The following is a 22,045-nucleotide window of genomic DNA, read 5'->3' as shown; positions in this document are numbered from 1 at the left end:
AGTCCCAGGAGCTGCCGCGTGCCCTCGACCGATTCCCGGCCGACGTCCGCCCCGCCCTACGGCGCCCCGGGCGGGAGCACCCCCGGCGTTCCGGCCGCCCGGCGTGCGCCGGGCGCCTCAGGTCTCCTCGCCGCGGTCGGCGCCTCCCTGCGGCACGCGGCCCCCGCCCTCCTCGCCTACGCGGCCGTCCGCCTCACCGGCCTGATCGCGCTCGCGCTCTGGGCGCACCGCAGGCACCACGGCGTCTGGCCGATCCTCGCGGCGCAGTGGGACGCGCACTGGTACCTCGGCATCGCCGACCACGGCTACGCGCACCACCTCGGCCACGCGTACGACGCGAACAACCTGGCCTTCTTCCCGCTCTACCCGGTCCTGGTCAAGGCGGTCGCGGTCCTGACACCCGGCTCGCGCGCTACGACCGGGCTGGCGATCGCGGTCGGCTGCTCGTTCCTCGCCGCGTGGGGCGTCCACGCGGTGGGCAGTCACCTGCACGGCCGCCGGGTGGGCGTGCTGCTGACCGTGCTGTGGGCGGCCCTGCCGGTGGGTCTGGTCGAGTGGATGGGCTACACGGAGTCGCTGTTCACGGCGTTCGCCGCGTGGGCGCTGTACGCGGTACTGACCGGCCGCCCGGTGTGGGCGGCCTCGCTGGCGGCGCCGGCCGGGCTGACCCGGCCCACGGGGATCGCGGTGGCCGGCGCCGTCGCGCTGACCGCGCTGCTGTCGCTGCGCCGGGGCTTCTCGGTCCGGGCGCTCGCGGCCGCCGCCCTGGCCCCGGCCGGCTGGCTCGCGTACGTCGGCTGGGTGGGCCTGCGGGTGGGCCGCTGGGACGGCTACTTCGCCGTGCAGCGTCTGTGGCACAACGAGTGGGACGGCGGCGCGGAGACCGTACGCCGGCTGCGGGAGGTCCTGGCACAGAACTCGTCGCCCGAGCTGTTCCTGATCATGGTGACGGTGACCCTGCTTGCGGCGGCGGTGCTGTACGGGCTCTGTGCGGGGGACCGCCAGCCGCTCCCCCTCCTGGTCTTCACCGGGATCCTGCTGCTGATCGTCCTCGGCAGCGGCGGCGTCTACTTCCCGCGCGCCCGCTTCCTGCTTCCCGGCTTCCCGCTGCTGCTCCCCCTCGCCCTGCACCTGGCCCGCGCCTCCCGCCGCTTCCGGACCCTGTTCCTCACGGCCGCGGTGCTCGGTTCGGCGTACTGCGGCGCGTACATGGTCCTGGTGTGGCCGAGCGCGCCCTAGAGGCCCTCGGCCGGCGGCTCGCTGTCGCCGGGGTGAAGACAGGAGGGCAGCCGGCCGCCGGCGGACGGGGCGGCCTCGACGTTCAGGTGCCGGCGGGGTGAAGGAATGCCGGCTCCGGCACCCGACAGCGGGGCCGACCCTGCGCCCCGCTGTCGGCCGGTGAAGGACAGTCGGCTCCCCGCAGCCATGGGGGAGCCGGCAGGTCAGCCCGTGACCAGCAGGATCGCGAGCACGACGGCACCGGCGAGCGCGGGACCCATCACCTCGTACGCCCAGCGCACCGTGACCTCGCCCTGGGCACCGCTCGCGGCGGCCCTGGACTCGGCCAGCTCGCGCAGCTCGTTCATGATCTGGTCGGCCTCGGGGCGGGTCGGCGCGTCCGTGACGGCACCCCGGCCGAGGACGGACGGACGACCCAGCGACGACGGACGGCCCTCGCCTCCACGCCCGGCCCCACCCTGCGCCGACGGCCTGGCCGCCTTCTTGCGCGCGCGCAGCGACACGGGCACCGCCCACAGCTGGTACTTCGTGCCGGAGGTGTCGACCACCTCGTTCGAGTAGTGCGAGCGCAGCGAGGCGACCTTGCCCCAGGGGAGCACGATCACGCGGAACGGGTTACGGATGCGCAGCCGGTCCTCGTTCGCGTAGACCGCGGGGCGCAGCGTGAAGGCGGCCACCACGGGGACGACGAGGATCAGCCCGGCGAGCGCCAGCCAGGGGGTGCGGCCGTGTCCGGAGATCAGCGCGTCGATGCCGAGCCAGCCCACGATGAGCAGCAGCAGGACGCCGCCCGCGATACCGGCGGGCGACCGGTAGATCCGGTCCCGGGCCTCGGGTCGCGAGGCGTCCGGAAGGGGTGACTGGTGGTCGGGGGTGGTCATGGTTCCGATTGTGCACGACGCGCGCGACGGACTTGAGCTCGGCGGGGTCTCACTACGGTCGCGAAGACCCTCGCGACACCCTCTTCCCCGGCACCGCCACCACGCCGGACGCGACCGCAGGACCCGCGCCACCCGCCCCGCCACATGACGGGGACGGGGACGGGGCGGGCAGATGACGCGACCCTGCCGCGCCCACGGCAGGCAGAAACAGGAAGCCGTACTCAAGCCGACTCAAGCCGAAGCACTCGCACTCTGGTGACGAGACGGACCTTTCGGTCCGAAACGCCCGGATCGCCGAGGCCTCACTACAGTCTCGGCAACGGCAGGCAAGCACAGGAGGCGGCATGGAACCCACCGGCAGGGCGGCCGACAGGACGGACCGCGAGGCGGCCGGCAAGACGATCGGCAAGGCGGGCGACGAGCAGGCCGCGCGCTGGAACGGCCCGGCCGGGAACGCCTGGGTCGAGGCCCAGGACATGGTGGACGCGTTGTTCGCACCACTGGAGGAACTGCTCGTCGAAGCGGTTCCGGCCGGGCAGGGGGGCCGAGTGCTGGACGTCGGCTGCGGCACGGGCGGCACCACGGTGGCCCTCGCGCGGCGGCTCGGCGCCGAGGGCGAGTGTGTCGGCGTCGACGTCTCCGGGCCGATGGTGGAGGCCGCCCGAGCCCGTGCGGCGCGGGAGGACGCGCGGGCCTCCTTCGTCCGGGCCGACGCGCAGGACCACGTCTTCGAACCCGCGGTCTTCGACGCGGTCGTCTCACGCTTCGGCGTCATGTTCTTCGAGGATCCGGTACGGGCCTTCACCAACCTGCGGCGGGCCGCGAAGGAGAACGCCGGACTGCGCTTCATCGTCTGGCGCGACATCGCGGAGAACACGTTCATGACGACGGCCGAACGCGCCGCGGCACCGCTCCTGCCGGACCTCCCGGAGCGCCGGCCGGACGCACCGGGTCAGTTCGCCCTGGCGGACGCGGACAGGGTGCGCCGGCTGCTGGAGGAGAGCGGCTGGGCCGGGATCGAGCTCCGGCCGGTGGACGCGGCCTGCGTCCTGCCCGAGACGGAGCTGATCCCGTACTTCAGCCGGTTCGGCCCGGTCGGCATCGCCCTGCGCGAGACGGACGAACGGACGCTGCGCCGGGTCGTCGAAACGGTCCGCGCCGCGTTCGACCCGTTCGTACACGGCGCGGAGGTCCGCTTCACAGCGGCCTGCTGGCAGATCGACGCGAGCGCCTCCGGCGGGTGAGCGGGGTTCGGGTGGGGTCCGGTGGGGCAGACGGCCCGCCCCCGGCGGGAAAAACCCTCGGCCGCCCCCGGGGCTGTACAGCCGCTACGCGCGTAGATATGCTCGTCTGGTGACCATGCCCACCTCTGCATCTGCTGCAAACGCACTCGGCGACGTAACCGCGTCCGACAGCACGCTGCGCCGCTTCCTCCACGGGCTGCCCGGCGTCGACGCGGTCGGCCTGGAGGCGCGCGCCGCCTCGCTCGGCACCCGTTCCATCAAGACCACCGCGAAGGCCTACGCCATCGACCTCGCCATCTCGATGGTCGACCTGACGACCCTGGAAGGCGCGGACACCCCGGGCAAGGTCCGGGCACTCGGCGCCAAGGCGGTGCTCCCGGACCCGACCGACCGCACGGCGCCCACCACGGCGGCGGTCTGCGTCTATCCCGACATGGTGGCCGTCGCGAAGGAGGCCGTCGCCGGTTCCGGGGTGAAGGTCGCCTCGGTCGCGACCGCCTTCCCGGCGGGCCGCGCCGCGCTCCCCGTGAAGCTGGCCGACGTGCGCGACGCGGTCGCCGCGGGCGCCGACGAGATCGACATGGTCATCGACCGCGGGGCGTTCCTCTCGGGCAGATACTTGAAGGTGTACGACGAGATCGTCGCCGTGAAGGAGGCCTCGGGCGCCGCCCGCCTGAAGGTCATCTTCGAGACCGGCGAGCTGTCGACGTACGACAACATCCGGCGGGCGAGCTGGCTCGGCATGCTGGCCGGGGCCGACTTCATCAAGACCTCCACCGGCAAGGTGGCCGTGAACGCGACGCCCGCGAACACGCTGCTGATGCTGGAGGCCGTCCGCGACTTCCGCGCCCAGACCGGCGTGCAGGTCGGCGTGAAGCCGGCCGGCGGCATCCGCACCACCAAGGACGCCATCAAGTTCCTGGTCGTGGTGAACGAGACGGCGGGCGAGGACTGGCTGGACAACCACTGGTTCCGCTTCGGCGCGTCCTCGCTCCTGAACGACCTGCTGATGCAGCGTCAGAAGCTGGCCACCGGCCGCTACTCCGGCCCCGACTACGTGACGGTGGACTGATCCATCATGGCTTCCGCATTCGAATACGCACCGGCGCCCGAGTCCCGCTCCGTCGTCGACATCGCGCCCTCCTACGGCCTGTTCATCGACGGTGAGTTCACCGAGGCCGCCGAGGGCAAGGTCTTCAAGACCGTCTCCCCCTCCACCGAAGAGGTCCTCTCCGAGATCGCCCAGGCGGGCGAGGCGGACGTCGACCGCGCGGTGAAGGCCGCCCGCAAGGCCTTCGCGAAGTGGTCCGCGCTGCCGGGCTCCGAGCGTGCCAAGTACCTGTTCCGCATCGCGCGGATCATCCAGGAGCGCAGCCGCGAGCTGGCCGTCCTGGAGACGCTGGACAACGGCAAGCCGATCAAGGAGACCCGCGACGCGGACCTCCCCCTGGTCGCCGCGCACTTCTTCTACTACGCGGGCTGGGCCGACAAGCTCGACCACGCGGGCTTCGGCGCGAACCCGCGCCCGCTGGGTGTCGCGGGCCAGGTCATCCCGTGGAACTTCCCGCTTCTGATGCTGGCGTGGAAGATCGCGCCGGCCCTCGCGACCGGCAACACGGTCGTCCTGAAGCCCGCCGAGACCACGCCCCTGACGGCGCTGTTCTTCGCGGACATCTGCCGCCAGGCGGGCCTGCCCAGGGGTGTCGTCAACATCCTTCCCGGGTACGGCGACGCGGGCGCGGCCCTCGTCGCGCACCCGGACGTGGACAAGGTGGCCTTCACCGGCTCCACCTCCGTCGGCAAGGCCATCGCCCGCCAGATCGCGGGCTCGCACAAGAAGGTCACGCTCGAACTGGGCGGCAAGGGCGCGAACATCGTCTTCGACGACGCCCCGATCGACCAGGCCGTCGAGGGCATCGTCAGCGGCATCTTCTTCAACCAGGGCCAGGTCTGCTGCGCGGGTTCGCGCCTGCTGGTCCAGGAGTCGATCCACGACGAGCTGCTCGACTCGCTCAAGCGCCGCCTGTCGACGCTGCGCCTCGGCGACCCGCTCGACAAGAACACGGACATCGGCGCGATCAACTCCGCCGAGCAGCTCTCGCGCATCACCACGCTCGTCGAGCAGGGCGAGGCCGAGGGTGCCGAGCGCTGGTCCCCGGCCTGTGAACTCCCGTCCTCCGGTTACTGGTTCGCCCCGACGCTCTTCACGAACGTCACCCAGGCGCACACCATCGCCCGCGACGAGATCTTCGGACCCGTGCTGTCCGTCCTCACGTTCCGCACCCCGGACGAGGCGGTCGCCAAGGCCAACAACTCCCCGTACGGCCTCTCGGCGGGCATCTGGACCGAGAAGGGCTCCCGCATCCTCGCCGTCGCGAGCAAGCTCCGCGCGGGTGTCGTCTGGTCCAACACGTTCAACAAGTTCGACCCGACCTCGCCGTTCGGCGGGTACAAGGAGTCGGGCTTCGGCCGCGAGGGCGGTCGTCACGGCCTGGAGGCGTACCTCGCCCCGTCGAGCCCGGAGGGCGAGCGATAAATGAGTGCAGCCGAGAAGTCCGAGCAGCAGCGTCTGAGTGTCTTCAAGACCTACAAGCTGTACGTGGGCGGCAAGTTCCCGCGTTCCGAGAGCGGCCGGGTGTACGAGGTGAGCGACTCCAAGGGCAAGTGGCTGGCGAACGCCCCGCAGTCGAGCCGCAAGGACGCCCGTGACGCGGTCGTCGCCGCGCGCAAGGCGTTCGGCGGCTGGTCCGGCGCCACGGCGTACAACCGCGGGCAGGTCCTGTACCGCGTCGCCGAGATGCTGGAGGGCCGCAAGGAGCAGTTCGTCCGCGAAGTGGCCGACGCGGAGGGCCTGTCGAAGGCCAAGGCGGCGGCCGTCGTCGACGCGGCGATCGACCGCTGGGTCTGGTACGCGGGCTGGACCGACAAGATCGCCCAGGTCGTGGGCGGCGGGAACCCGGTCGCGGGCCCGTTCTTCAACCTGTCCTCCCCGGAGCCGACCGGTGTCGTCACCGTGCTCGCCCCGCAGGAGTCGTCGTTCCTGGGCCTGGTCTCGGTGATCGCCCCGGTGATCGCCACCGGCAACACGGTGATCGTGATCGCCAGCGAGAAGTCCCCGCTCCCGGCGCTGTCGCTGGGCGAGGTGCTGGCCACCTCCGACGTGCCCGGCGGTGTCGTGAACATCCTGTCCGGCCGGACCGCGGAGATCGCGGCGCCGCTGGCCGCGCACCAGGACGTCAACGCGATCGACCTGGCCGGCGCGGACGAGGTGCTGGCCAAGGAGCTGGAGATCGCGGCCGCGGACAACCTCAAGCGCGTTCTTCGTCCACAGCCTGTGGATTACGCGCGGACTCCCGGGACCGAGCGCCTCACGGCCTTCCTGGAGACGAAGACGGTCTGGCACCCGACGGGCTCCCTGGGAGCCTCGGGCTCGTCCTACTGAGCCGCGCCCACCCGCCTCTCGGCGTGCTGACGCGCTGACACGCCGACGCGCTGAGACGCCGGGGCCCCGATCCGTGTCCCCGGGGCCCCGGACATGAGAGAGCCGCGCTTCCCCTCCGTCCAGGGGAAGCGCGGCTCTCTCATGTCCGGGGGCCGTCGACGGCCCGCGCGGGAGTCAGTGCAGGAACCCTGTCACCTGCCCCAGCACCGGCATGTCACCGATCGACTCCGCCTCCGCCACCGGCCCCGTCAGGGCCTGCGAGGACATCGGCTTGAAGTCGGCGACCTGGGTGCCCACGCCGTTGTCGAGCGGGTCCACGCCGGTGCCGGCCAGCGGGTTGGGCTTGAGCGCCGTGACGGGGCCCGTGACATACCCCACGGTGCCGGTCAGGGCCTGGAGGCCCGCTTGCGGGTCGACGTCGCCGAGCGAGGCGGGCCGGGTGCGCAGAGCGTCCACCACGGGGGCCGTGGCCGCGAAGGCCGGAGAGGCCACGGCCGCACCGGCAGCGACCACACCGGCCGCCACGGCGATCCGCGCGGTCGTGCGGGCCAGGGTGTTCTGCTGGGCTGCGTGTCGCGCCATCAGGTTTTCCTCTTTGACTAGCGGAGAGCGGAAAGCGGAGTGCAAGTGAAGCGACACGCAGAGTAGTTGACGGGGATCGCGTCCGGGGCGGTACTGGCGACGGATTCGCCCCTGCGGGTCAACAGGCATATCAGCGCCAGTCGGTCCGAGCGCCGGAGCCGGGGATAATGGCCGGGAGCCGCGCCGACGCGCGGCGCCGCCGAACCCGTCACAGAAGGTACAGACCATTGGGTTCCCCTCCCCCGATACCCGCCCGCGTGGTGCTGCTCTGCGGCCCCTCCGGCTCCGGGAAGTCCCTTCTCGCCGCCGACTCCAGGCTCCCCGTGCTCCGCCTCGACGACTTCTACAAGGAGGGCACGGATCCGACACTGCCCCAGGTCGAGGGCAGCGAGGACATCGACTGGGACCACCCGTTGTCCTGGGACGCGGACACCGCCGTCGCCGCGATCGAGGAGCTGTGCCGTACGGGACGCACGACCATCCCCGTCTACGACATCTCGCTCAGCGCCCGCACCGGGGCCGAGGCCCTCAGCATCGAGCGGACACCGCTGTTCATCGCGGAGGGGATCTTCGCGGCCGAGATCGTCGAGCGCTGCCGTGAACTCGGCGTGCTCGCCGACGCGCTGTGCCTTTCCCGGGGCGCTGTCACCACGTTCCGGCGGCGCTTCGTGCGGGATCTGAGGGAGGGCCGCAAGTCGGTGCCCTTCCTGCTGCGGCGGGGCTGGCGGCTGATGCGTGCCGAGCGCTCCATCGTGGCCCGCCAGGCGGCCCTGGGCGCCCACCCCTGCGACAGGGACGAGGCACTCGGCCGGCTGACGGCCGCCGCGGCCGGACGACAGGCGTCCACCCGCGCGACAGTCGCGTAGCGCGGGCCCCCACCCGGCGAACACCGCTCCGGCGGGAACCCGCGGTCCCGGCTCCCGGCTCCCGGCGAACACCGCTCCGGCGGGAACCCGCGGTCCCGGCTCCCGGCTCCCGGCGGACACCGCCCGGGACCCGAACACAGGGGCCCGACTCCCTTCGGGACCGCGCCCGCCGGCTCCCGGGCAACGAAAAGAGGTCCAGGCGAAACCCCCGTCCGCCTGGACCTTCTTCCGTTTCCCCCGTGCTTTCCCCCGTGGTCCCCCGTGACACGGTTGGCTCCCCGTGACCCGTTTCCCCGTGACCCCGTCGTGCGTCGGCTCCCCCCGGAACCGATTTCCCCCGTCACCGGCTCCCCCCGGAACCGGCCCCAGACCTTCAGGCGACAAGCTCCCCGAAGGACTCCTCCTCGTCACGGCCGAAGCTGAGGACCTCGTCCTCGCGCATCCGGCGGAGCGACCGCCAGATGCTGGACTTCACCGTGCCGACACTGATGTCGAGGATCTCCGCGATCTCCGGGTCGGTGCGGCCCTCGTAGTAACGAAGGACCAGCATCGTGCGCTGGAGTTCGGGCAGCCGGGCCAGCGCCTGCCACAGGACCGCGCGCAGTTCGGTGCCGCGCATCGCGTCCGTGCCACCGGCCGTCTCCGGCAGTTCCTCGGTCGGGTACTCGTTCAGCTTGCGGCGGCGCCACGCGCTGATGTGCAGATTGGTCATGGTGCGGCGGAGGTAGCCCCCGACCGCGGCCTTGTCGCTGATCCGGTCCCAGGCCCGGTACGTCGAGAACAGCGCGCTCTGCAGCAGGTCCTCGGCCTCGAACCGGTCACCGGTCAGGTGGTAGGCGGTTGCGTACAGGGAGGCGCGACGCTCCTGGACGTAGGCGGTGAACGCCGCTTCCGCGTCCACCGTCCCCGCCTCGGAGTGACGCTCCCCCGTGACCTCCCCGTACGCGGCTCCCCCGTGAGCCTTCCCCCCGGCCGTACCCACAGCGGCTGTCGCCGCCGTGCTCTCCCCCGTGCAGGCGTCAACCACCGTCATGTACGCGGTGTGCTGACGCCCGGCGCCGCGATCGCACCCCCGCCCGATCACGGCGCCGGACTTCTCCGTGGCCCGGTTGACGTCATGGAGCCGCGTGACAACTGCGCCAGTGCTGGTGCTGTGCAGCGTGTTCATCTCGCGCCCCCCGTCGTGGAGTCCCGGTTCTTCGGTTCGTTCCGTCGTGCGTCCTGCCTTGTGTCGAAAAGCTTGCCGGGCCCACTTCATGGCCGTGTCCGTCGACTGTCACAGACCTGTCACAGGGGCCGTTCCCGGGCGCGCCACAGCGCGATCACAGAGAAGAGCGGCACGACTACGCAGATGACCAGTTGGGCCGCCATCACCGTCCACGGGGCCCTTCGTTGCACGCGGGAGACGAGTGGGAGCGCTCCAACGGTCGATACCCGAGCATGACATGGGCCAGAATGACGTCCGTGCCTTCCCTGTTGCTGATCGAGGACGACGACGCCATCCGTACGGCCCTGGAGCTCTCTTTGACGCGCCAGGGACACCGCGTGGCCACCGCTGCCACCGGCGAGGACGGTCTGAAGCTTCTGCGCGAGCAGCGGCCGGACCTGATCGTGCTGGATGTGATGCTGCCCGGCATCGACGGATTCGAGGTGTGCCGGCGCATCCGGCGCACGGACCAGCTGCCGATCATTCTGCTGACCGCGCGCAGTGACGACATCGACGTCGTGGTCGGGCTGGAGTCCGGCGCCGACGACTATGTCGTCAAGCCGGTGCAGGGCCGGGTGCTCGACGCCCGGATCCGTGCCGTGCTGCGCCGCGGCGAGCGGGAGGCGAACGACTCGGCGTCGTTCGGCTCGCTGGTCATCGACCGTGCCGCGATGACGGTCACGAAGAACGGCGAGGATCTGCAACTGACACCCACCGAGCTGCGGTTGCTCCTGGAGCTGAGCCGCCGGCCCGGACAGGCCCTGTCCCGCCAGCAGTTGCTGCGTCTGGTGTGGGAGCACGACTACCTGGGCGACTCGCGCTTGGTCGACGCCTGTGTGCAGCGACTGCGCGCCAAGGTGGAGGACGTGCCGTCCTCGCCCACCCTGATCCGTACCGTGCGCGGCGTCGGCTATCGGCTGGACAACCCTCAGTGACCAAACCGCAGGACAAGCTCCGCGGCTGGGCCGCGGCGCGCAAGGCGTTGCTGTCCGGTCTGCGCTTCACCAGCCTGCGGCTGCGCCTGGTCGTGGTGTTCGGGCTCGTCGCGCTCACCGCCGCCGTGTCCGCGTCGGGCATCGCGTACTGGCTCAACCGCGAGGCCGTGCTGACGCGCACCCAGGACGCGGTGCTGCGCGACTTCCAGCAGGAGATGCGCAACCACGCGAGCATGCTGCCGGTGCACCCCGCGCAGGACGAACTCCAGCGCACCGCGGGGCAGATGGCGAACAGCAGCCAGCGTTTCAGTGTGCTGCTGACCGCGGAGGACGCGAGCGGCAGGACGATCACGGGCAACTCCGAGCTGGACACCTTCACGCTGGAGGACGTGCCCAAGTCCCTCCAGAAGGCGGTGAACAAGCAGCAGCCGCTGTCCTCGAGCAACACGTCCGCGTACCACCTGTACTGGCAGCGGATCACCGAGCACGACAAGCCCTATCTCGTGGGCGGCGCGCGGGTGATCGACGGCAGCACGACCGGTTACATGCTCAAGTCCCTGGAGCCGGAGGCCAAGGACCTCAACTCCCTGGCCTGGTCACTGGGGATCGCGACGGGGCTGGCGCTGATCGGTTCGGCGCTGCTCGCGCAGGCCGCCGCGACCACGGTCCTCAAGCCGGTCCACCGGCTGGGCATCGCGGCCCGCCGGCTCGGCGAGGGCAAGCTGGACACCCGGCTGCGGGTCTCGGGCACGGACGAACTCGCCGATCTGTCACGGACGTTCAACCGGACGGCGGAAGCCCTGGAGAAGCGGGTCGCGGACATGAGCGCGCGGGACGAGGCGTCCCGCCGATTCGTCGCCGACATGTCCCACGAACTCCGTACACCGCTCACCGCGATCACCGCCGTCACCGAGATCCTCGAAGAGGAGCTGGACGCGGAGACCGGCAGCGTCGACCCGATGATCGAGCCGGCCGTACGGCTGGTCGTCAGCGAGACCCGGCGCCTGGGCGACCTCGTCGAGAACCTCATGGAGGTGACCCGCTTCGACGCGGGCACCGCCCGGCTCATCCTCGACGACGTGGACATCGCCGACCAGATCACCGCGTGCATCGACGCGCGCGCCTGGCTGGACGCGGTCGACCTGGACGCCGAGCGCGGCAGGACGGCCCGGCTCGACCCGCGCCGTCTCGACGTGATCCTCGCGAACCTGATCGGCAACGCGCTCAAGCACGGCGGTTCGCCGGTCCGGGTGTCGGTGCGCCTGGAGGGCGAGGAACTGGTCATCGAGGTGCAGGACCACGGCCCCGGTATCCCCGAGGACGTCCTGCCGCACGTCTTCGACCGTTTCTACAAGGCCAGCGCGTCCCGCCCGCGTTCCGAGGGCAGCGGGCTCGGCCTCTCCATCGCCCTGGAGAACGCGCACATCCACGGTGGCGAGATCATCGCGGCGAACGCGCCCGAGGGCGGGGCGGTGTTCACGCTGCGCCTGCCCCAGGACGCCTCGGAACTGCTCGCCGACGACCCGCGGGGCCGTAACGGCTCCGCACACGGGAACGGCACGGAAGGCACCGCCGGATGACCACCGCACACCCCACCGGCGCACGCGCCACCCCCTCCCCGGAACCCTCCGGCGCAGGGGCCACCCCCTCCCCGGGACCCTCCGGCGCAGGGGCCACCCGGTCGACGCGGGCCACCGGCTCCCCGCACCCGCGGACAATCCCTGCCCGCGCCACCGACCTGCCGGAGACCGTCCGCTTGCAGGCCACCGAACTGCCGGAGACCGTCCGCCCGCAGGCCACCGGCTCCCCGCAGGCCGCGCGTCCCCGGGTGACGGACTCGGCGACGCCCGGCCGCCCGTCCCGGCGGCCGCGGCCGCGGTGGACGGGGGCCTGGCTGGCCGTTCCGTTGCTCGCCGTGCTGGTCACGGGGTGCGGCATCCGGTCCACACAGGTGCCCACCGACTTCGGTCCGGCGCCCTCGCGGGTACCGTGCGCCCTCTCCGCCCCCGACATCTCCACCCAGTCCTCGCACGGGGTGCCGGTCCAGGTCTTCCTGCTCTGCTCGGCACAGCTGGTGACCGTCGACCGGTCGGTGCGCATCGCGGACGGTACGGCGGAGGCGAAGCGCCGGGTCCTGGTGGCGCAGGCGCTGCTCGACGAGCTCGCGGAGGCACCCTCGACGCCCGAGGAGCAGGCCGGGTACACGACGGACGTACGCGGCGGCATGACGGTCGGCGGGCCCCACGACGGGGACCCCGAGGACACTCTCCGGCTGAGCACCCGGCCGGAGGACCTCACCTCGACGGCGCTCGCCCAGATCGTCTGCACCTTCTCGGACTCGGCCGCGGCACGGGACGACGGCAGCGTCGTCCTGGGCGGTCCCGCACCCGCTCCCCTGCGCAGTTACGAGTGCACCCCCGAGGCGCGTGCCGCCCCGAGCGACACGTCCCCGGCGTCGACGGCGGTCCAGGGCTCCTGACGTGACAGGGGCGAAAACCCGCGCCACGGAACCGATCGTGCCGGACCTCGCGTCTTGGGGGGCGTGCAGCGTCAAGGTTCAGACGGCGGCAGCGCCGTCACCCGCGTCCGTGTGACAGGAGGTGTCCTCCTTGTCGCACACCTGGCGCTCGTCGCCTGGATCACGCTGCGTCCGCTGGACGTCCCCTGGGTGAGCGCCGCCAACCTGCGGCCCTTCGCGGGTATCAGAGCCGACCTCGCGCTGGGCCCCGAGGTGGCGGCCCGCCGTATCGCCGCGGGCCTCGGACTGCTCGCCCCGCTGGGCGTCCTGCTCCCGGCGGCGGGAGGCAGACTCGCCGTCTCCCCGCTCGGTTCCCTCCTGCGGACGACCGCGGCCGGGGCGTTGCTGTCGCTGGGCATAGAGCTGCTCCAGACCGGTGTCCCGGGCCAGGTCGTGGACATCGACTCGATCATGCTGAACACCCTCGGCGTGGCCCTCGCGCACCTCGCGATGGTGCCCGCCGCCAGGGCCCGGTTCCGTCGCCGGGCGGAGACACGGCGGCGCGCGGCCGTCCTTCGGGAGGACCCCGCTCAGGGTCGGACCCCGACGATTCCCAGGGTCGGGATCGCTCCGTAGAGCGACGCTTCGCCCGCTTCGTCCACGTAGCGTCGAAGACATCGGTGAAGGCACCGATGAGGATGACGGAGCCGGCCTGCCGGCACTCGACGACGGTTCGCGAAGGAGCCACCATGACCGCCCTTGCCCGCCCCACGAACGGCCGCATGATCGGCGGAGTGTGTGCTGCGCTGGCGCGGCGCTTCGGCACCTCCGCGACGACGATGCGTGTCGTCTTCGTCCTGTCCTGCCTGCTTCCCGGCCCGCAGTTCCTGCTCTACATAGCGCTGTGGATCCTCTTCCCCTCCGAGGACAAGGCTTCCCGCGCCGCCTGGTGACCCGGGCGGACACCCGGAGAGCACGCGACGAACGCCGGTGGGGCGCACCCGACGAGGATGCGCCCCACCGGCGTTCGTACAGCCGGAGCGTTCGTTCCCCGCTGCGGGCGGGCCCCGAGCTCGGACAGACAGGGGACCCGCGTCCGATGGAGAGCGGGGAGCGAGGAGCGGAGAGGGCGGAGAGCGTCAGCCCAGCGGAATCCCGTTCACCGGCAGACCGTGCGTGGGCAGCCCCTGCAGCGGCAGCCCACCGAGCAGTCCGGCCATGGGCGCGGCAGGCCTGTCGGCGAGCACGCGCGCGGCGGCGGGCTGCGAGGCGGCCACGCCGGTACCGAGGGCGCTCTGGCTCTGGGCGAGCGCCTGACCGGCAGCCGGCAGCGCCGAGGCGACGGTCTCGGCGGGCAGCGTCCTGGTGACGGTGTCCAGGGCCGCGGAGGTGTCCGGCACGGCCGGGGCGGCGTTCGCGGCGCCCGCGCCGACAGCGGCGAAAGCGGCGCCGAGAGCGGCGACACCGAGGGTCTTGGCAGCAGACTGCTTCATCGTGAGTGCGTCCTTGGGATGGGTGAGGCGGGGATGTGAGCGGTCCAAAACCGTAAACACGCAAACCCGCCTTCCGCAAACACGGAAAAGCGGCCGAGTCATGGAGAAGGAGTGAAGACCCGGCCAATTACCGCCCGCTCCGGTCAGGCCTGATCCTCCACAGAACCGCTGGTCGAAGCGGTCTGCTGGAACAGCCATTCGGACTTGAGTTCTGCATATCCAGGCTTGATCACGTCATTGATCATGGCGAGTCGTTCATCGAAAGGAATGAACGCCGATTTCATCGCATTGACCGAGAACCACTGAATGTCGTCGAGTGAATAACCGAACGCTTCGACAAGGTGCTCGAATTCCTGGCTCATGCTCGTACCCGACATCAATCGGTTGTCGGTATTGACAGTGGCACGGAAGTGAAGGCGCCGCAGCAGCCCGATGGGGTGGGCCGCGTACGAGTCGGCGGCACCGGTCTGGAGATTGGAACTGGGGCACAGCTCCAGGGGGATGCGCTTGTCGCGGACGTACGACGCGAGCCGCCCGAGCTGCACCGAGCCGTCCTCGCGCACCTGGATGTCGTCGATGATGCGGACGCCGTGCCCGAGCCGGTCGGCGCCGCACCACTGCAGGGCCTGCCAGATGGACGGCAGACCGAAGGCCTCGCCGGCGTGGATCGTGAAGTGGTTGTTCTCTCGCTTCAGGTATTCGAAGGCGTCGAGGTGCCGGGTGGGCGGGAAGCCGGCCTCGGCGCCCGCGATGTCGAAGCCGACGACGCCCAAGTCGCGGTAGCGGTTCGCGAGTTCGGCGATCTCCAGGGCGCGGGCCGCGTGCCGCATCGCGGTCAGCAGGGCGCCGACGCGGATGCGGTGGCCGTTCTCCCGGGCCAGCCTTTCCCCTTCCCGGAAGCCCTCGTTGACGGCCTCGACGACCGCTTCGAGGCTGAGCCCGCCCTCCAGGTGCTGCTCGGGCGCGTACCGCACCTCGGCATAGACGACCCCGTCCTCGGCGAGGTCCTCGGCGCACTCGGCGGCGACCCGCACCAGGGCCTCCCGGGTCTGCATGACCGCGCAGGTGTGGGCGAAGGTCTCCAGATACCGTTCCAGCGAACCGGAGTCGGCGGCCTCACGGAACCAGAGCCCGAGCTTGCCGGGGTCGGTCTCGGGGAGGTCGGAGTAGCCCGTCTCCCGGGCGAGTTCGACGATCGTGCCGGGGCGCAGTCCCCCGTCGAGATGATCGTGCAGCAGGACCTTGGGCGCCCGGCGGATCTGCTCCGAGCTCGGGGTGTTCCGGATCTGGCTCGTCATTTTCGCACTCTAGACCCTACGCGCGTAGATCTCCTGTTGTACGAATCCGTCGATACGTAACGGTGACCGTGCGGACGGGTGGCGTACACCCTTGCTTCTGACACTGTTCTGTCGTGACTCCTCCCCCTCGCGAAGGAGGGGGCTTCTCACTCGACTCCAAGGAGTCTCATGACGGCCAAGCCCTGACCGCTGCCGAAGGCAGACGCCAAGCGTACTACGCCACGTAGCGTCTCCGGCACGCACGGTGCGTTTCCCGCCCGGGCCTAAGGGCCGGAATCCCACGCAAGGAGAGAGATGGCACAGCAAGCGACGCCGGTTCGCAGGGCCCGGCTGGGGAGGGCGCTCGGCCCCGAGCCGACGGCGGTCAGCGGAGTTGTTCTGTTGCTGCCGGGCGGCGACGAGACCTCGGCCCGAAGACCCTCCCCCATGATGGCGACCGCCTCCGTACGCGCGTTGGGGCGCCGGCTGACCCGCGCCGGACGCGCGGAAGGCCTGGTCACCCACGTGGTGCACTACCGCGTCCGCGGCTGGAACGGCAGCGAGGCCCATCTCGCGGCCGACGCGTCCTGGGCCGCGGACGAGGTCGTCCGCCGCTACGGCGACGTCCCCGTATGCCTGGCCGGTATCGACATGGGCGGCCGGGCGGCGCTGCGCGCGGGCGGGCATCCGGCCGTCAACTCCGTGCTGGCGCTGGCACCCTGGCTGCCCGAGGACGACGTCGCCGCGCCATCCGAACCGGTGAAGCACCTGGCCGGCCGGCGCGTGCTGATCGTGCACGGCACCAACGACCAGCGCACCGATCCCGAGTTGTCGTTCCGGTTCGCGGCGCGCGCGAAGAAGGCCAACCGCGGCATCTGCCGCTTCGAGGTCCACTCGGACGGGCACGCGCTGCACCAGCACCGGCACGAAGTCCTCTCCCTCGCGGAGGACTTCGTACTGGGCACGCTGTTCGGACACGCCTTCTCGCGCCCCGTCGAGGACGCCTTCGCCGCACCGCCGCCGCTTGGCCTGCGGATGCCCCTCGCGGCGGGCTTCGGGCAGTCGCTGCGCCGGTAGCCCGGAAGCGGAGTGGCCCGGAAGCGAGACAGCGGAGTCACTCGTCGAGGAGTCGCCCGGCGGTTCAGTCGGGCAGCAGGCGGCCGCGGCGGGACAGCAGGAACTTCTTGAAGGCGGCCACCGGCGGGGTGTCCGGGTGGCCGTCGAGCCAGGCGACCCCGATCTCCCGCACGGCGCGCGGGGCGGTGACCGTGAGCTCGGCGACTCCCGGGCGGGCGACGGCCGGTGGCGGCAGGAGGGCGACGCCGAGTCCGGCGGCGACAAGGCCCCGGAGCGTCTCCGCCTCCTCCCCCTCGAAGGCGATGCGCGGCCGGAACCCCGCCTCCTGGCAGAGGTCGTCGGTGATACGCCGCATCCCGTAGCCGGGTTCCAGGGTCACGAAGGTCTCGTCGGCCGCCTCGGCGAGACGGATGCGTCTGCGGGAGGCCAGCGGATGGTCGGCGGGCACGACCAGGCGGAGCTTCTGCTCGTCGAGCCGGCGGCCCACCAGGTCGGGCGCGTCCGGCACCGGCGAGGTGAGACACAGGTCCAGCTCGCCCGAACGCAGCCGCTCCAGCATCGCCTCCCCGTAGTTCTGCACGAGGCTGAAGCGGACGCGCGGATGGTCGGCGCGGAACGCGCGGATCAGCCCCGGCACCGTCTCCGAGCCCATCGTGTGCAGAAAGCCGAACGCGACCTTGCCGGTTGCCGGGTCGGCGTCCGCGCGCACCTCGTCGGCGGCGCGCTCGACCTCGGCGAGGGCGCGCTCCACGGAGGAGAGGAAGGTACGGCCGGCGGGGGTCAGCGACACCGTCCGGCCGCGCCGCGCGAACAGGTCTACGCCCAGGTCCTGTTCGAGCCGGACCATGGCCCTGGACAGGGTCGACTGCGGGACCCCCATCTGCTCCGCGGCCCGGGTGACGTGCTCGGTGCGGGCGACACCGGCGAAGTACGCGAGGCGTGGGGCGAGCAGCCTCGAAAAGTGCGCGCCGTCTTCTGTGTCACTGAACGGTGACAGGTGAGCCTCTGACCTCTGCTGATGCCCCATGGGAACGATTATGGCGATTCCATGCATTGGACGGATGAACGACGGGTCCCTAGGTTCGAGGCATGCCTTCCGCCAGTACCGGGGCGCCCACCACCGTGGGCGCCACCGCCTCCGCTCCCGGCCCCGCCGCCACCTCCGTCCCCGCCCCCGCACCGGCCCCGGCCCCGGCCGTCCCCGTTGCCGACTCCCGCATGGCCCCCGGTGGGCCCGGCTACCGCCGGATGAGCTTCGCGCTCTTCCTCGCGGGCGTCGCGACCTTCGCGCTCCTCTACTCCACGCAGGCCCTGCTCCCGCTGGTCTCCGCGGACTTCGGGGTGAGCGCGAGCGAGGCGAGCTGGACGGTGTCGGCCGCGACGGGCGGGCTGGCGCTGTTCGTCCTCCCGATGAGCGCGCTGTCGGAACGTTTCGGGCGGCGTACGTTGATGACGGCGTCCCTGACGGTGGCGGTCACCGTCGGCCTCCTGGTCCCCTTCGCGCCGTCGATCGGCGCGCTGGTGGCCCTTCGGGCGGTGCAGGGCGCGGCCCTCGCGGGACTCCCGGCGTCGGCGACGGCCTACCTGGCGGAGGAGGTCCGCCCCAAGGCGCTGATCACCGCGATCGGTCTGTTCGTCGCGGGCAACAGCGTGGGCGGTATGAGCGGACGGGTCATCACCGGCTGGGTCGCGCAGGAGTGGGGCTGGCGGGCGGCCGTCGGCACGATCGGGCTGATCGCCGTGGTCTGCGCGGCGGCCTTCCGGCTGCTGCTTCCGCCGCCCCGGCACTTCGCGCCAGGGTCGCTGCGGCCCCGGGTGCTGGCCCGCACGGTGCGCGACCATCTCGCGAACCCGCTGCTGTGCCGCCTGTACGCGATCGGCGCGCTGTTCATGATGGTGTTCGGCGGGGTCTACACGGTCATCGGCTACCGGCTCAGCGAGGCGCCCTTCTCGCTCCCCCAGGGCGTCGTCGGCTCGGTCTTCCTGGTCTACCTCGTCGGTACGGTGTCGGCGTCGACGGCTGGCCGGCTGGCAGACCGCCTCGGCCGCCGCGGCTCCCTCTACCTGGCCGGCGGCACCACGACCGCGGGTCTGCTCCTGACTCTCGGCGACTCCGTGGCACTGGTTCTGCCCGGCCTGGTCCTGATCACCGCGGGCTTCTTCGCGGGCCACGCGGTGGCGTCGTCGTCGGTGAGCCACACCGCGAAGAAGGGGCGGGCGCAGGCGTCGGCCCTCTACCAGTCCGCGTACTACATCGGCTCCAGCGCCGGCAGCACGCTCGGAGCGGTCGCCTTCCGCGCGGGGGGCTGGGCGGGCACGGTGGCCATGGGGCTGTTCGCGGTGCTGGGTGTCGTCTCCATCACCGTGTTCGGCTCCCACGCGGCCCGCACCGCCTCCCGCCGCCAGTCGGCACCGGCACCGGCACCGGCACCGGCCCGCTGAGCAACCCGGAGCGCTCTCCGGAACACCCCCTGTGACCTGCTGTTTTCCCCGCTCCGCACGCCATTGTCAGTGGGCTGCGGTAGCTTCCGAAGTGCCGGCGCAATGACGCGCTGAACGGAAACAGCCACAGGGTGGGGTTGGCCATGAGCGAGGGTACGGCGACGACCGCGGACCTGGACGTCCGGCTGGAGAAGCACCGGGTCGAGCTGACCGGGTACTGCTACCGGATGCTCGGCTCGTCCTTCGAGGCCGAGGACGCGGTGCAGGACACGATGGTCCGGGCCTGGCGCAGTTACGACAAGTTCGAGGGCCGCTCCTCGATGCGGTCCTGGCTGTACCGGATCGCGACGAACGTATGCCTGGACATGCTCAACGCGGGCAACCGAAGGGCTCGTCCGATGGATCTCACGGCTCCCTCCCCCCTCGCCCAGGCCGCGCTCACCCCGCGCCCGGACAACACCTGGCTGGAGCCGGTGCCGGACGCCCGCGTGCTGCCCACGGCCGGTGATCCGGCGGAGGCGGCGGTCGCCAAGGAGTCGGTGCGGCTCGCCTTCATGGCGGCCCTGCAGCACCTGCCGCCCAAGCAGCGCGCGGTCCTCATCCTGCGCGAGGTCCTCGCGTGGAAGGCGAGCGAGGTCGCCGAGCTGCTCGGCACCACGGTCGCGTCGGTCAACAGCGCGCTCCAGCGGGCCCGTGCCACCCTCGCCGAGAACGACGGGGCGGGCGCGGACGCCGCCACCTCCGACCCGCTCGACGAGGAGCAGCGGAGACTCCTGGAGCGCTATGTGGCGGCGTTCGAGGGGTACGACATGACGGCTCTGACGGCGCTCCTCCACGAGGACGCGATCATGACGATGCCGCCGTTCGACCTGTGGCTGCGCGGCACCGAGGACATCACCGGCTTCATGACGACGCTGGGCGCGGCCTGCGCCGGCTCGCTCCTGATCCCGGTCGACGTGAACGGCCTGCCGGGCTTCGCCCAGTACAAGCCGGACGAGGAGGCGGGCGGCTTCACGCCCTGGGCGGTGCAGGCGCTGGAGATCTCAAAGGGGCGCATCACCGGGTTCCACTGCTTCCTGGACACGGCCCGCTGGTTCCCGCTCTTCGGACTCCCCCTGCGCCTCGACGGACCCGAAGAGGCCGAGGCTCTCAGGGCCCGGGGAACCGGTGGACACGGAGCTGTCGGAGGTCTCGAAGCGGAGGCCGACCAGGTCGAGTAGGGCGCGCAGCGCCGGGTCCGGGCCGCGCAGACGTATCCGGCCTCCTGCCCGGCGGGCCGTCAGCTCCATGCGCGCCAGCGCGTCGACGGCGGCGAGGCCGGGCGGTCCGAGGCCGGTGACATCGCAGACCACGACCCCGCCGCCGGTCACCCCGAGGAGCGCTCGGACGGCCTCGCAGAGCCGGGGTACCTCGTCCCGGGTGACGAGTCCTGGCATCACGAGTACGGCCGGTGTCGCGGAATCCACAGTCAGTAGACCGTCGAGGGGAGCGGAACTCATCGCGGGCGGCTCGGCGGATCACATCGGTGCCTCGCCGAGTACGGCATGCCGAACGGGACCGGTGGAGGTCCACCGGTCCCGTTCATCGGAATGAGGAAACCGCAGGTCAGGCGATACGGTCCAGCACGATCGGGGTGGGCTTGAAGTCCGTGCCCGCCGCGGCGATGTCGTACGAGCCCTCGACCCCCTGGAGCGCGTATTCGAAGCGGTCCGGGGTGTCCGTGTGGAGGGTCATGAGGGGCTGGCCCGCCGTCACCGTGTCGCCCGGCTTGGCGTGCAGCTCGACACCCGCGCCGGCCTGCACCGGGTCCTCCTTGCGGGCGCGTCCGGCGCCGAGGCGCCAGGCGGCGATCCCGATGTCGTACGCGTCGAGACGGGTCAGCACGCCGGAGGCCGGGGCGGTCACGACGTGCTGCTCGCGGGCGACGGGCAGCGCGGCGTCCGGGTCACCGCCCTGCGCGGCGATCATGCGGCGCCACACGTCCATCGCGGAGCCGTCGGCGAGCGCCTTCGCCGGGTCGGCGTCCTTGATTCCGGCCGCGTCGAGCATCTCGCGCGCCAGGGCGATGGTGAGCTCGACGACGTCGGCGGGGCCGCCGCCGGCGAGGACCTCGACCGATTCGCGGACCTCCAGCGCGTTGCCCGCGGTCAGGCCGAGCGGCGTCGACATGTCGGTGAGGAGCGCGACCGTCTTCACGCCGTGGTCGGTGCCGAGGCCCACCATCGTGGAGGCCAGCTCGCGGGCGTCCTCGATGGTCTTCATGAAGGCGCCGGAGCCGACCTTCACGTCGAGGACGAGCGAGCCGGTGCCCTCGGCGATCTTCTTGGACATGATGGAGGAGGCGATGAGCGGGATGGCCTCGACCGTGCCGGTGACGTCGCGGAGCGCGTAGAGCTTCTTGTCGGCCGGGGCGAGGCCGTCGCCGGCCGCGCAGATGACCGCGCCCGTGGTGTCGAGGACGTGCAGCATCTCCTCGTTGGACAGCAGCGCGCGCCAGCCGGGGATCGACTCCAGCTTGTCCAGGGTGCCGCCGGTGTGGCCGAGGCCGCGCCCGGAGAGCTGCGGCACCGCGGCGCCGCAGGCGGCGACCAGCGGGGCCAGCGGGAGGGTGATCTTGTCACCGACACCGCCCGTGGAGTGCTTGTCCGCGGTCGGGCGGGACAGGGACGAGAACTCCATGCGCTCGCCCGAGGCGATCATCGCGGCCGTCCAGCGGGCGATCTCACGGCGGTTCATGCCGTTGAGCAGGATCGCCATGTTGAGGGCGGCCATCTGGTAGTCGGCGACCTCGCCGCGGGTGTACGCGTCGATGACCCAGTCGATCTGCGGATCGCTGAGTTCGGCGCGGTCCCGCTTGGTGCGGATGACGGAGACGGCGTCCATGGCCATGGCGTTCCTTCCG

21 protein-coding genes and 1 pseudogene are annotated in these 22,045 nt (G+C 71.7%); 14 read left to right on the top strand and 8 right to left on the bottom strand.

All coding sequences use genetic code 11. The features are described 5' to 3' along the window. The first annotated feature begins 18 nt into the window (after positions 1–18). Positions 19–1,239, top strand: a complete 1,221-nt coding sequence (locus tag ACFYW8_RS20575; RefSeq protein ID WP_389077199.1) for a hypothetical protein — start codon at positions 19–21, stop codon at positions 1,237–1,239. Between the two features lie 203 nt (positions 1,240–1,442). On the opposite strand, the gene ACFYW8_RS20570 is transcribed toward ACFYW8_RS20575, so the two are convergent. Beyond that, a complete protein-coding gene (locus ACFYW8_RS20570) occupies positions 1,443–2,120 on the bottom strand; it encodes a PH domain-containing protein (RefSeq protein WP_365870682.1) in 678 nt (225 codons plus the stop codon). Positions 2,121–2,464: 344 nt separating this feature from the next. Between ACFYW8_RS20570 and ACFYW8_RS20565 the strand changes: the two genes are divergently transcribed. The 4 genes from ACFYW8_RS20565 to ACFYW8_RS20550 all read left to right on the top strand — a co-directional run bounded on the left by ACFYW8_RS20565 (position 2,465) and on the right by ACFYW8_RS20550 (position 6,806). Further along, positions 2,465–3,364, top strand: coding sequence for a class I SAM-dependent methyltransferase (locus ACFYW8_RS20565; RefSeq protein ID WP_389077196.1), 900 nt, complete (start codon positions 2,465–2,467; stop codon positions 3,362–3,364). 115 nt (positions 3,365–3,479) lie between these two features. Continuing rightward, positions 3,480–4,436 carry a deoxyribose-phosphate aldolase gene (gene deoC, locus ACFYW8_RS20560; RefSeq protein ID WP_365870923.1) on the top strand — a complete coding sequence of 319 codons (957 nt, stop codon included), beginning with the start codon at positions 3,480–3,482 and terminating at the stop codon, positions 4,434–4,436. 6 nt (positions 4,437–4,442) lie between these two features. After that, a complete protein-coding gene (locus ACFYW8_RS20555; RefSeq protein WP_389077193.1) occupies positions 4,443–5,900 on the top strand; it encodes an aldehyde dehydrogenase family protein in 1,458 nt (485 codons plus the stop codon). Next, entirely contained in the window at positions 5,901–6,806 is a 906-nt protein-coding gene (locus tag ACFYW8_RS20550) for an aldehyde dehydrogenase family protein (protein WP_389077189.1), read from the top strand. Positions 6,807–6,980: 174 nt separating this feature from the next. Here the strand turns inward: ACFYW8_RS20550 and ACFYW8_RS20545 are convergent, their stop codons facing one another. After that, the gene (locus tag ACFYW8_RS20545) at positions 6,981–7,388 is read right to left on the bottom strand and encodes a hypothetical protein (protein ID WP_365870686.1); all 408 of its coding nucleotides are present in this window, start codon (positions 7,386–7,388) and stop codon (positions 6,981–6,983) included. 227 nt (positions 7,389–7,615) lie between these two features. Between ACFYW8_RS20545 and ACFYW8_RS20540 the strand changes: the two genes are divergently transcribed. Continuing rightward, positions 7,616–8,254: a uridine kinase gene (locus tag ACFYW8_RS20540; RefSeq protein WP_389077181.1), complete on the top strand. Its 639-nt coding sequence runs from the start codon at positions 7,616–7,618 to the stop codon at positions 8,252–8,254. Positions 8,255–8,627: 373 nt separating this feature from the next. Here the strand turns inward: ACFYW8_RS20540 and ACFYW8_RS20535 are convergent, their stop codons facing one another. Then, positions 8,628–9,422, bottom strand: coding sequence for a SigE family RNA polymerase sigma factor (locus ACFYW8_RS20535; RefSeq protein WP_365870688.1), 795 nt, complete (start codon positions 9,420–9,422; stop codon positions 8,628–8,630). 296 nt (positions 9,423–9,718) lie between these two features. On the opposite strand from ACFYW8_RS20535, the gene afsQ1 reads away from it, so the two are divergent. The 5 genes from afsQ1 to ACFYW8_RS20510 all read left to right on the top strand — a co-directional run bounded on the left by afsQ1 (position 9,719) and on the right by ACFYW8_RS20510 (position 13,807). Beyond that, positions 9,719–10,396, top strand: a complete 678-nt coding sequence (gene afsQ1, locus ACFYW8_RS20530; RefSeq protein WP_037625670.1) for a two-component system response regulator AfsQ1 — start codon at positions 9,719–9,721, stop codon at positions 10,394–10,396. Continuing rightward, the gene (locus ACFYW8_RS20525) at positions 10,393–11,976 is read left to right on the top strand and encodes a HAMP domain-containing sensor histidine kinase (protein WP_365870689.1); all 1,584 of its coding nucleotides are present in this window, start codon (positions 10,393–10,395) and stop codon (positions 11,974–11,976) included. Before afsQ1 ends, ACFYW8_RS20525 begins: the two co-directional genes overlap by 4 nt. A 314-nt stretch (positions 11,977–12,290) precedes the next feature. Further along, the gene (locus tag ACFYW8_RS20520; RefSeq protein WP_365870924.1) at positions 12,291–12,875 is read left to right on the top strand and encodes a hypothetical protein; all 585 of its coding nucleotides are present in this window, start codon (positions 12,291–12,293) and stop codon (positions 12,873–12,875) included. Positions 12,876–12,938: 63 nt separating this feature from the next. Further along, the gene (locus ACFYW8_RS20515) at positions 12,939–13,490 is read left to right on the top strand and encodes a VanZ family protein (protein ID WP_365870690.1); all 552 of its coding nucleotides are present in this window, start codon (positions 12,939–12,941) and stop codon (positions 13,488–13,490) included. 113 nt (positions 13,491–13,603) lie between these two features. Next, positions 13,604–13,807 (top strand): PspC domain-containing protein, encoded by a 204-nt coding sequence (locus ACFYW8_RS20510; protein ID WP_365870691.1) that lies wholly within the window; start codon positions 13,604–13,606, stop codon positions 13,805–13,807. Between the two features lie 186 nt (positions 13,808–13,993). On the opposite strand, the gene ACFYW8_RS20505 is transcribed toward ACFYW8_RS20510, so the two are convergent. Beyond that, entirely contained in the window at positions 13,994–14,347 is a 354-nt protein-coding gene (locus ACFYW8_RS20505) for an ATP-binding protein (protein ID WP_389077165.1), read from the bottom strand. A gap of 143 nt (positions 14,348–14,490) precedes the next feature. Continuing rightward, positions 14,491–15,645, bottom strand: a complete 1,155-nt coding sequence (locus tag ACFYW8_RS20500; RefSeq protein ID WP_389077160.1) for an adenosine deaminase — start codon at positions 15,643–15,645, stop codon at positions 14,491–14,493. Positions 15,646–15,939: 294 nt separating this feature from the next. Here ACFYW8_RS20500 and ACFYW8_RS20495 point away from each other — a divergent pair, with 294 nt between their 5' ends. After that, positions 15,940–16,701: an alpha/beta hydrolase gene (locus ACFYW8_RS20495; protein ID WP_389077155.1), complete on the top strand. Its 762-nt coding sequence runs from the start codon at positions 15,940–15,942 to the stop codon at positions 16,699–16,701. Positions 16,702–16,765: 64 nt separating this feature from the next. On the opposite strand, the gene ACFYW8_RS20490 is transcribed toward ACFYW8_RS20495, so the two are convergent. Beyond that, complete coding sequence (locus ACFYW8_RS20490; protein ID WP_365870695.1) at positions 16,766–17,728, bottom strand: LysR substrate-binding domain-containing protein; 963 nt, start codon at positions 17,726–17,728, stop codon at positions 16,766–16,768. Between the two features lie 62 nt (positions 17,729–17,790). Between ACFYW8_RS20490 and ACFYW8_RS20485 the strand changes: the two genes are divergently transcribed. Both ACFYW8_RS20485 and ACFYW8_RS20480 read left to right on the top strand, forming a co-directional pair. After that, positions 17,791–19,143, top strand: coding sequence for an MFS transporter (locus ACFYW8_RS20485; RefSeq protein WP_389077148.1), 1,353 nt, complete (start codon positions 17,791–17,793; stop codon positions 19,141–19,143). 143 nt (positions 19,144–19,286) lie between these two features. Then, positions 19,287–20,363 (top strand): sigma-70 family RNA polymerase sigma factor, encoded by a 1,077-nt coding sequence (locus tag ACFYW8_RS20480; RefSeq protein WP_365870697.1) that lies wholly within the window; start codon positions 19,287–19,289, stop codon positions 20,361–20,363. Between the two features lie 39 nt (positions 20,364–20,402). Here the strand turns inward: ACFYW8_RS20480 and ACFYW8_RS20475 are convergent. Then, positions 20,403–20,579: pseudogene (locus ACFYW8_RS20475) on the bottom strand (STAS domain-containing protein); the annotation flags it as partial. 169 nt (positions 20,580–20,748) lie between these two features. After that, on the bottom strand, positions 20,749–22,032 hold the full coding sequence (locus tag ACFYW8_RS20470) for a thymidine phosphorylase (RefSeq protein ID WP_365870698.1): 1,284 nt from the start codon (positions 22,030–22,032) through the stop codon (positions 20,749–20,751). Positions 22,033–22,045: the final 13 nt, after the last annotated feature.

Source organism: Streptomyces sp. NPDC002742 (assembly GCF_042888885.1).
Taxonomy (GTDB): Bacteria; Actinomycetota; Actinomycetes; order Streptomycetales; family Streptomycetaceae; genus Streptomyces.
Note: the sequence above shows the minus strand (reverse complement) of the source record. Positions and strands in the feature narration are given on the sequence as shown.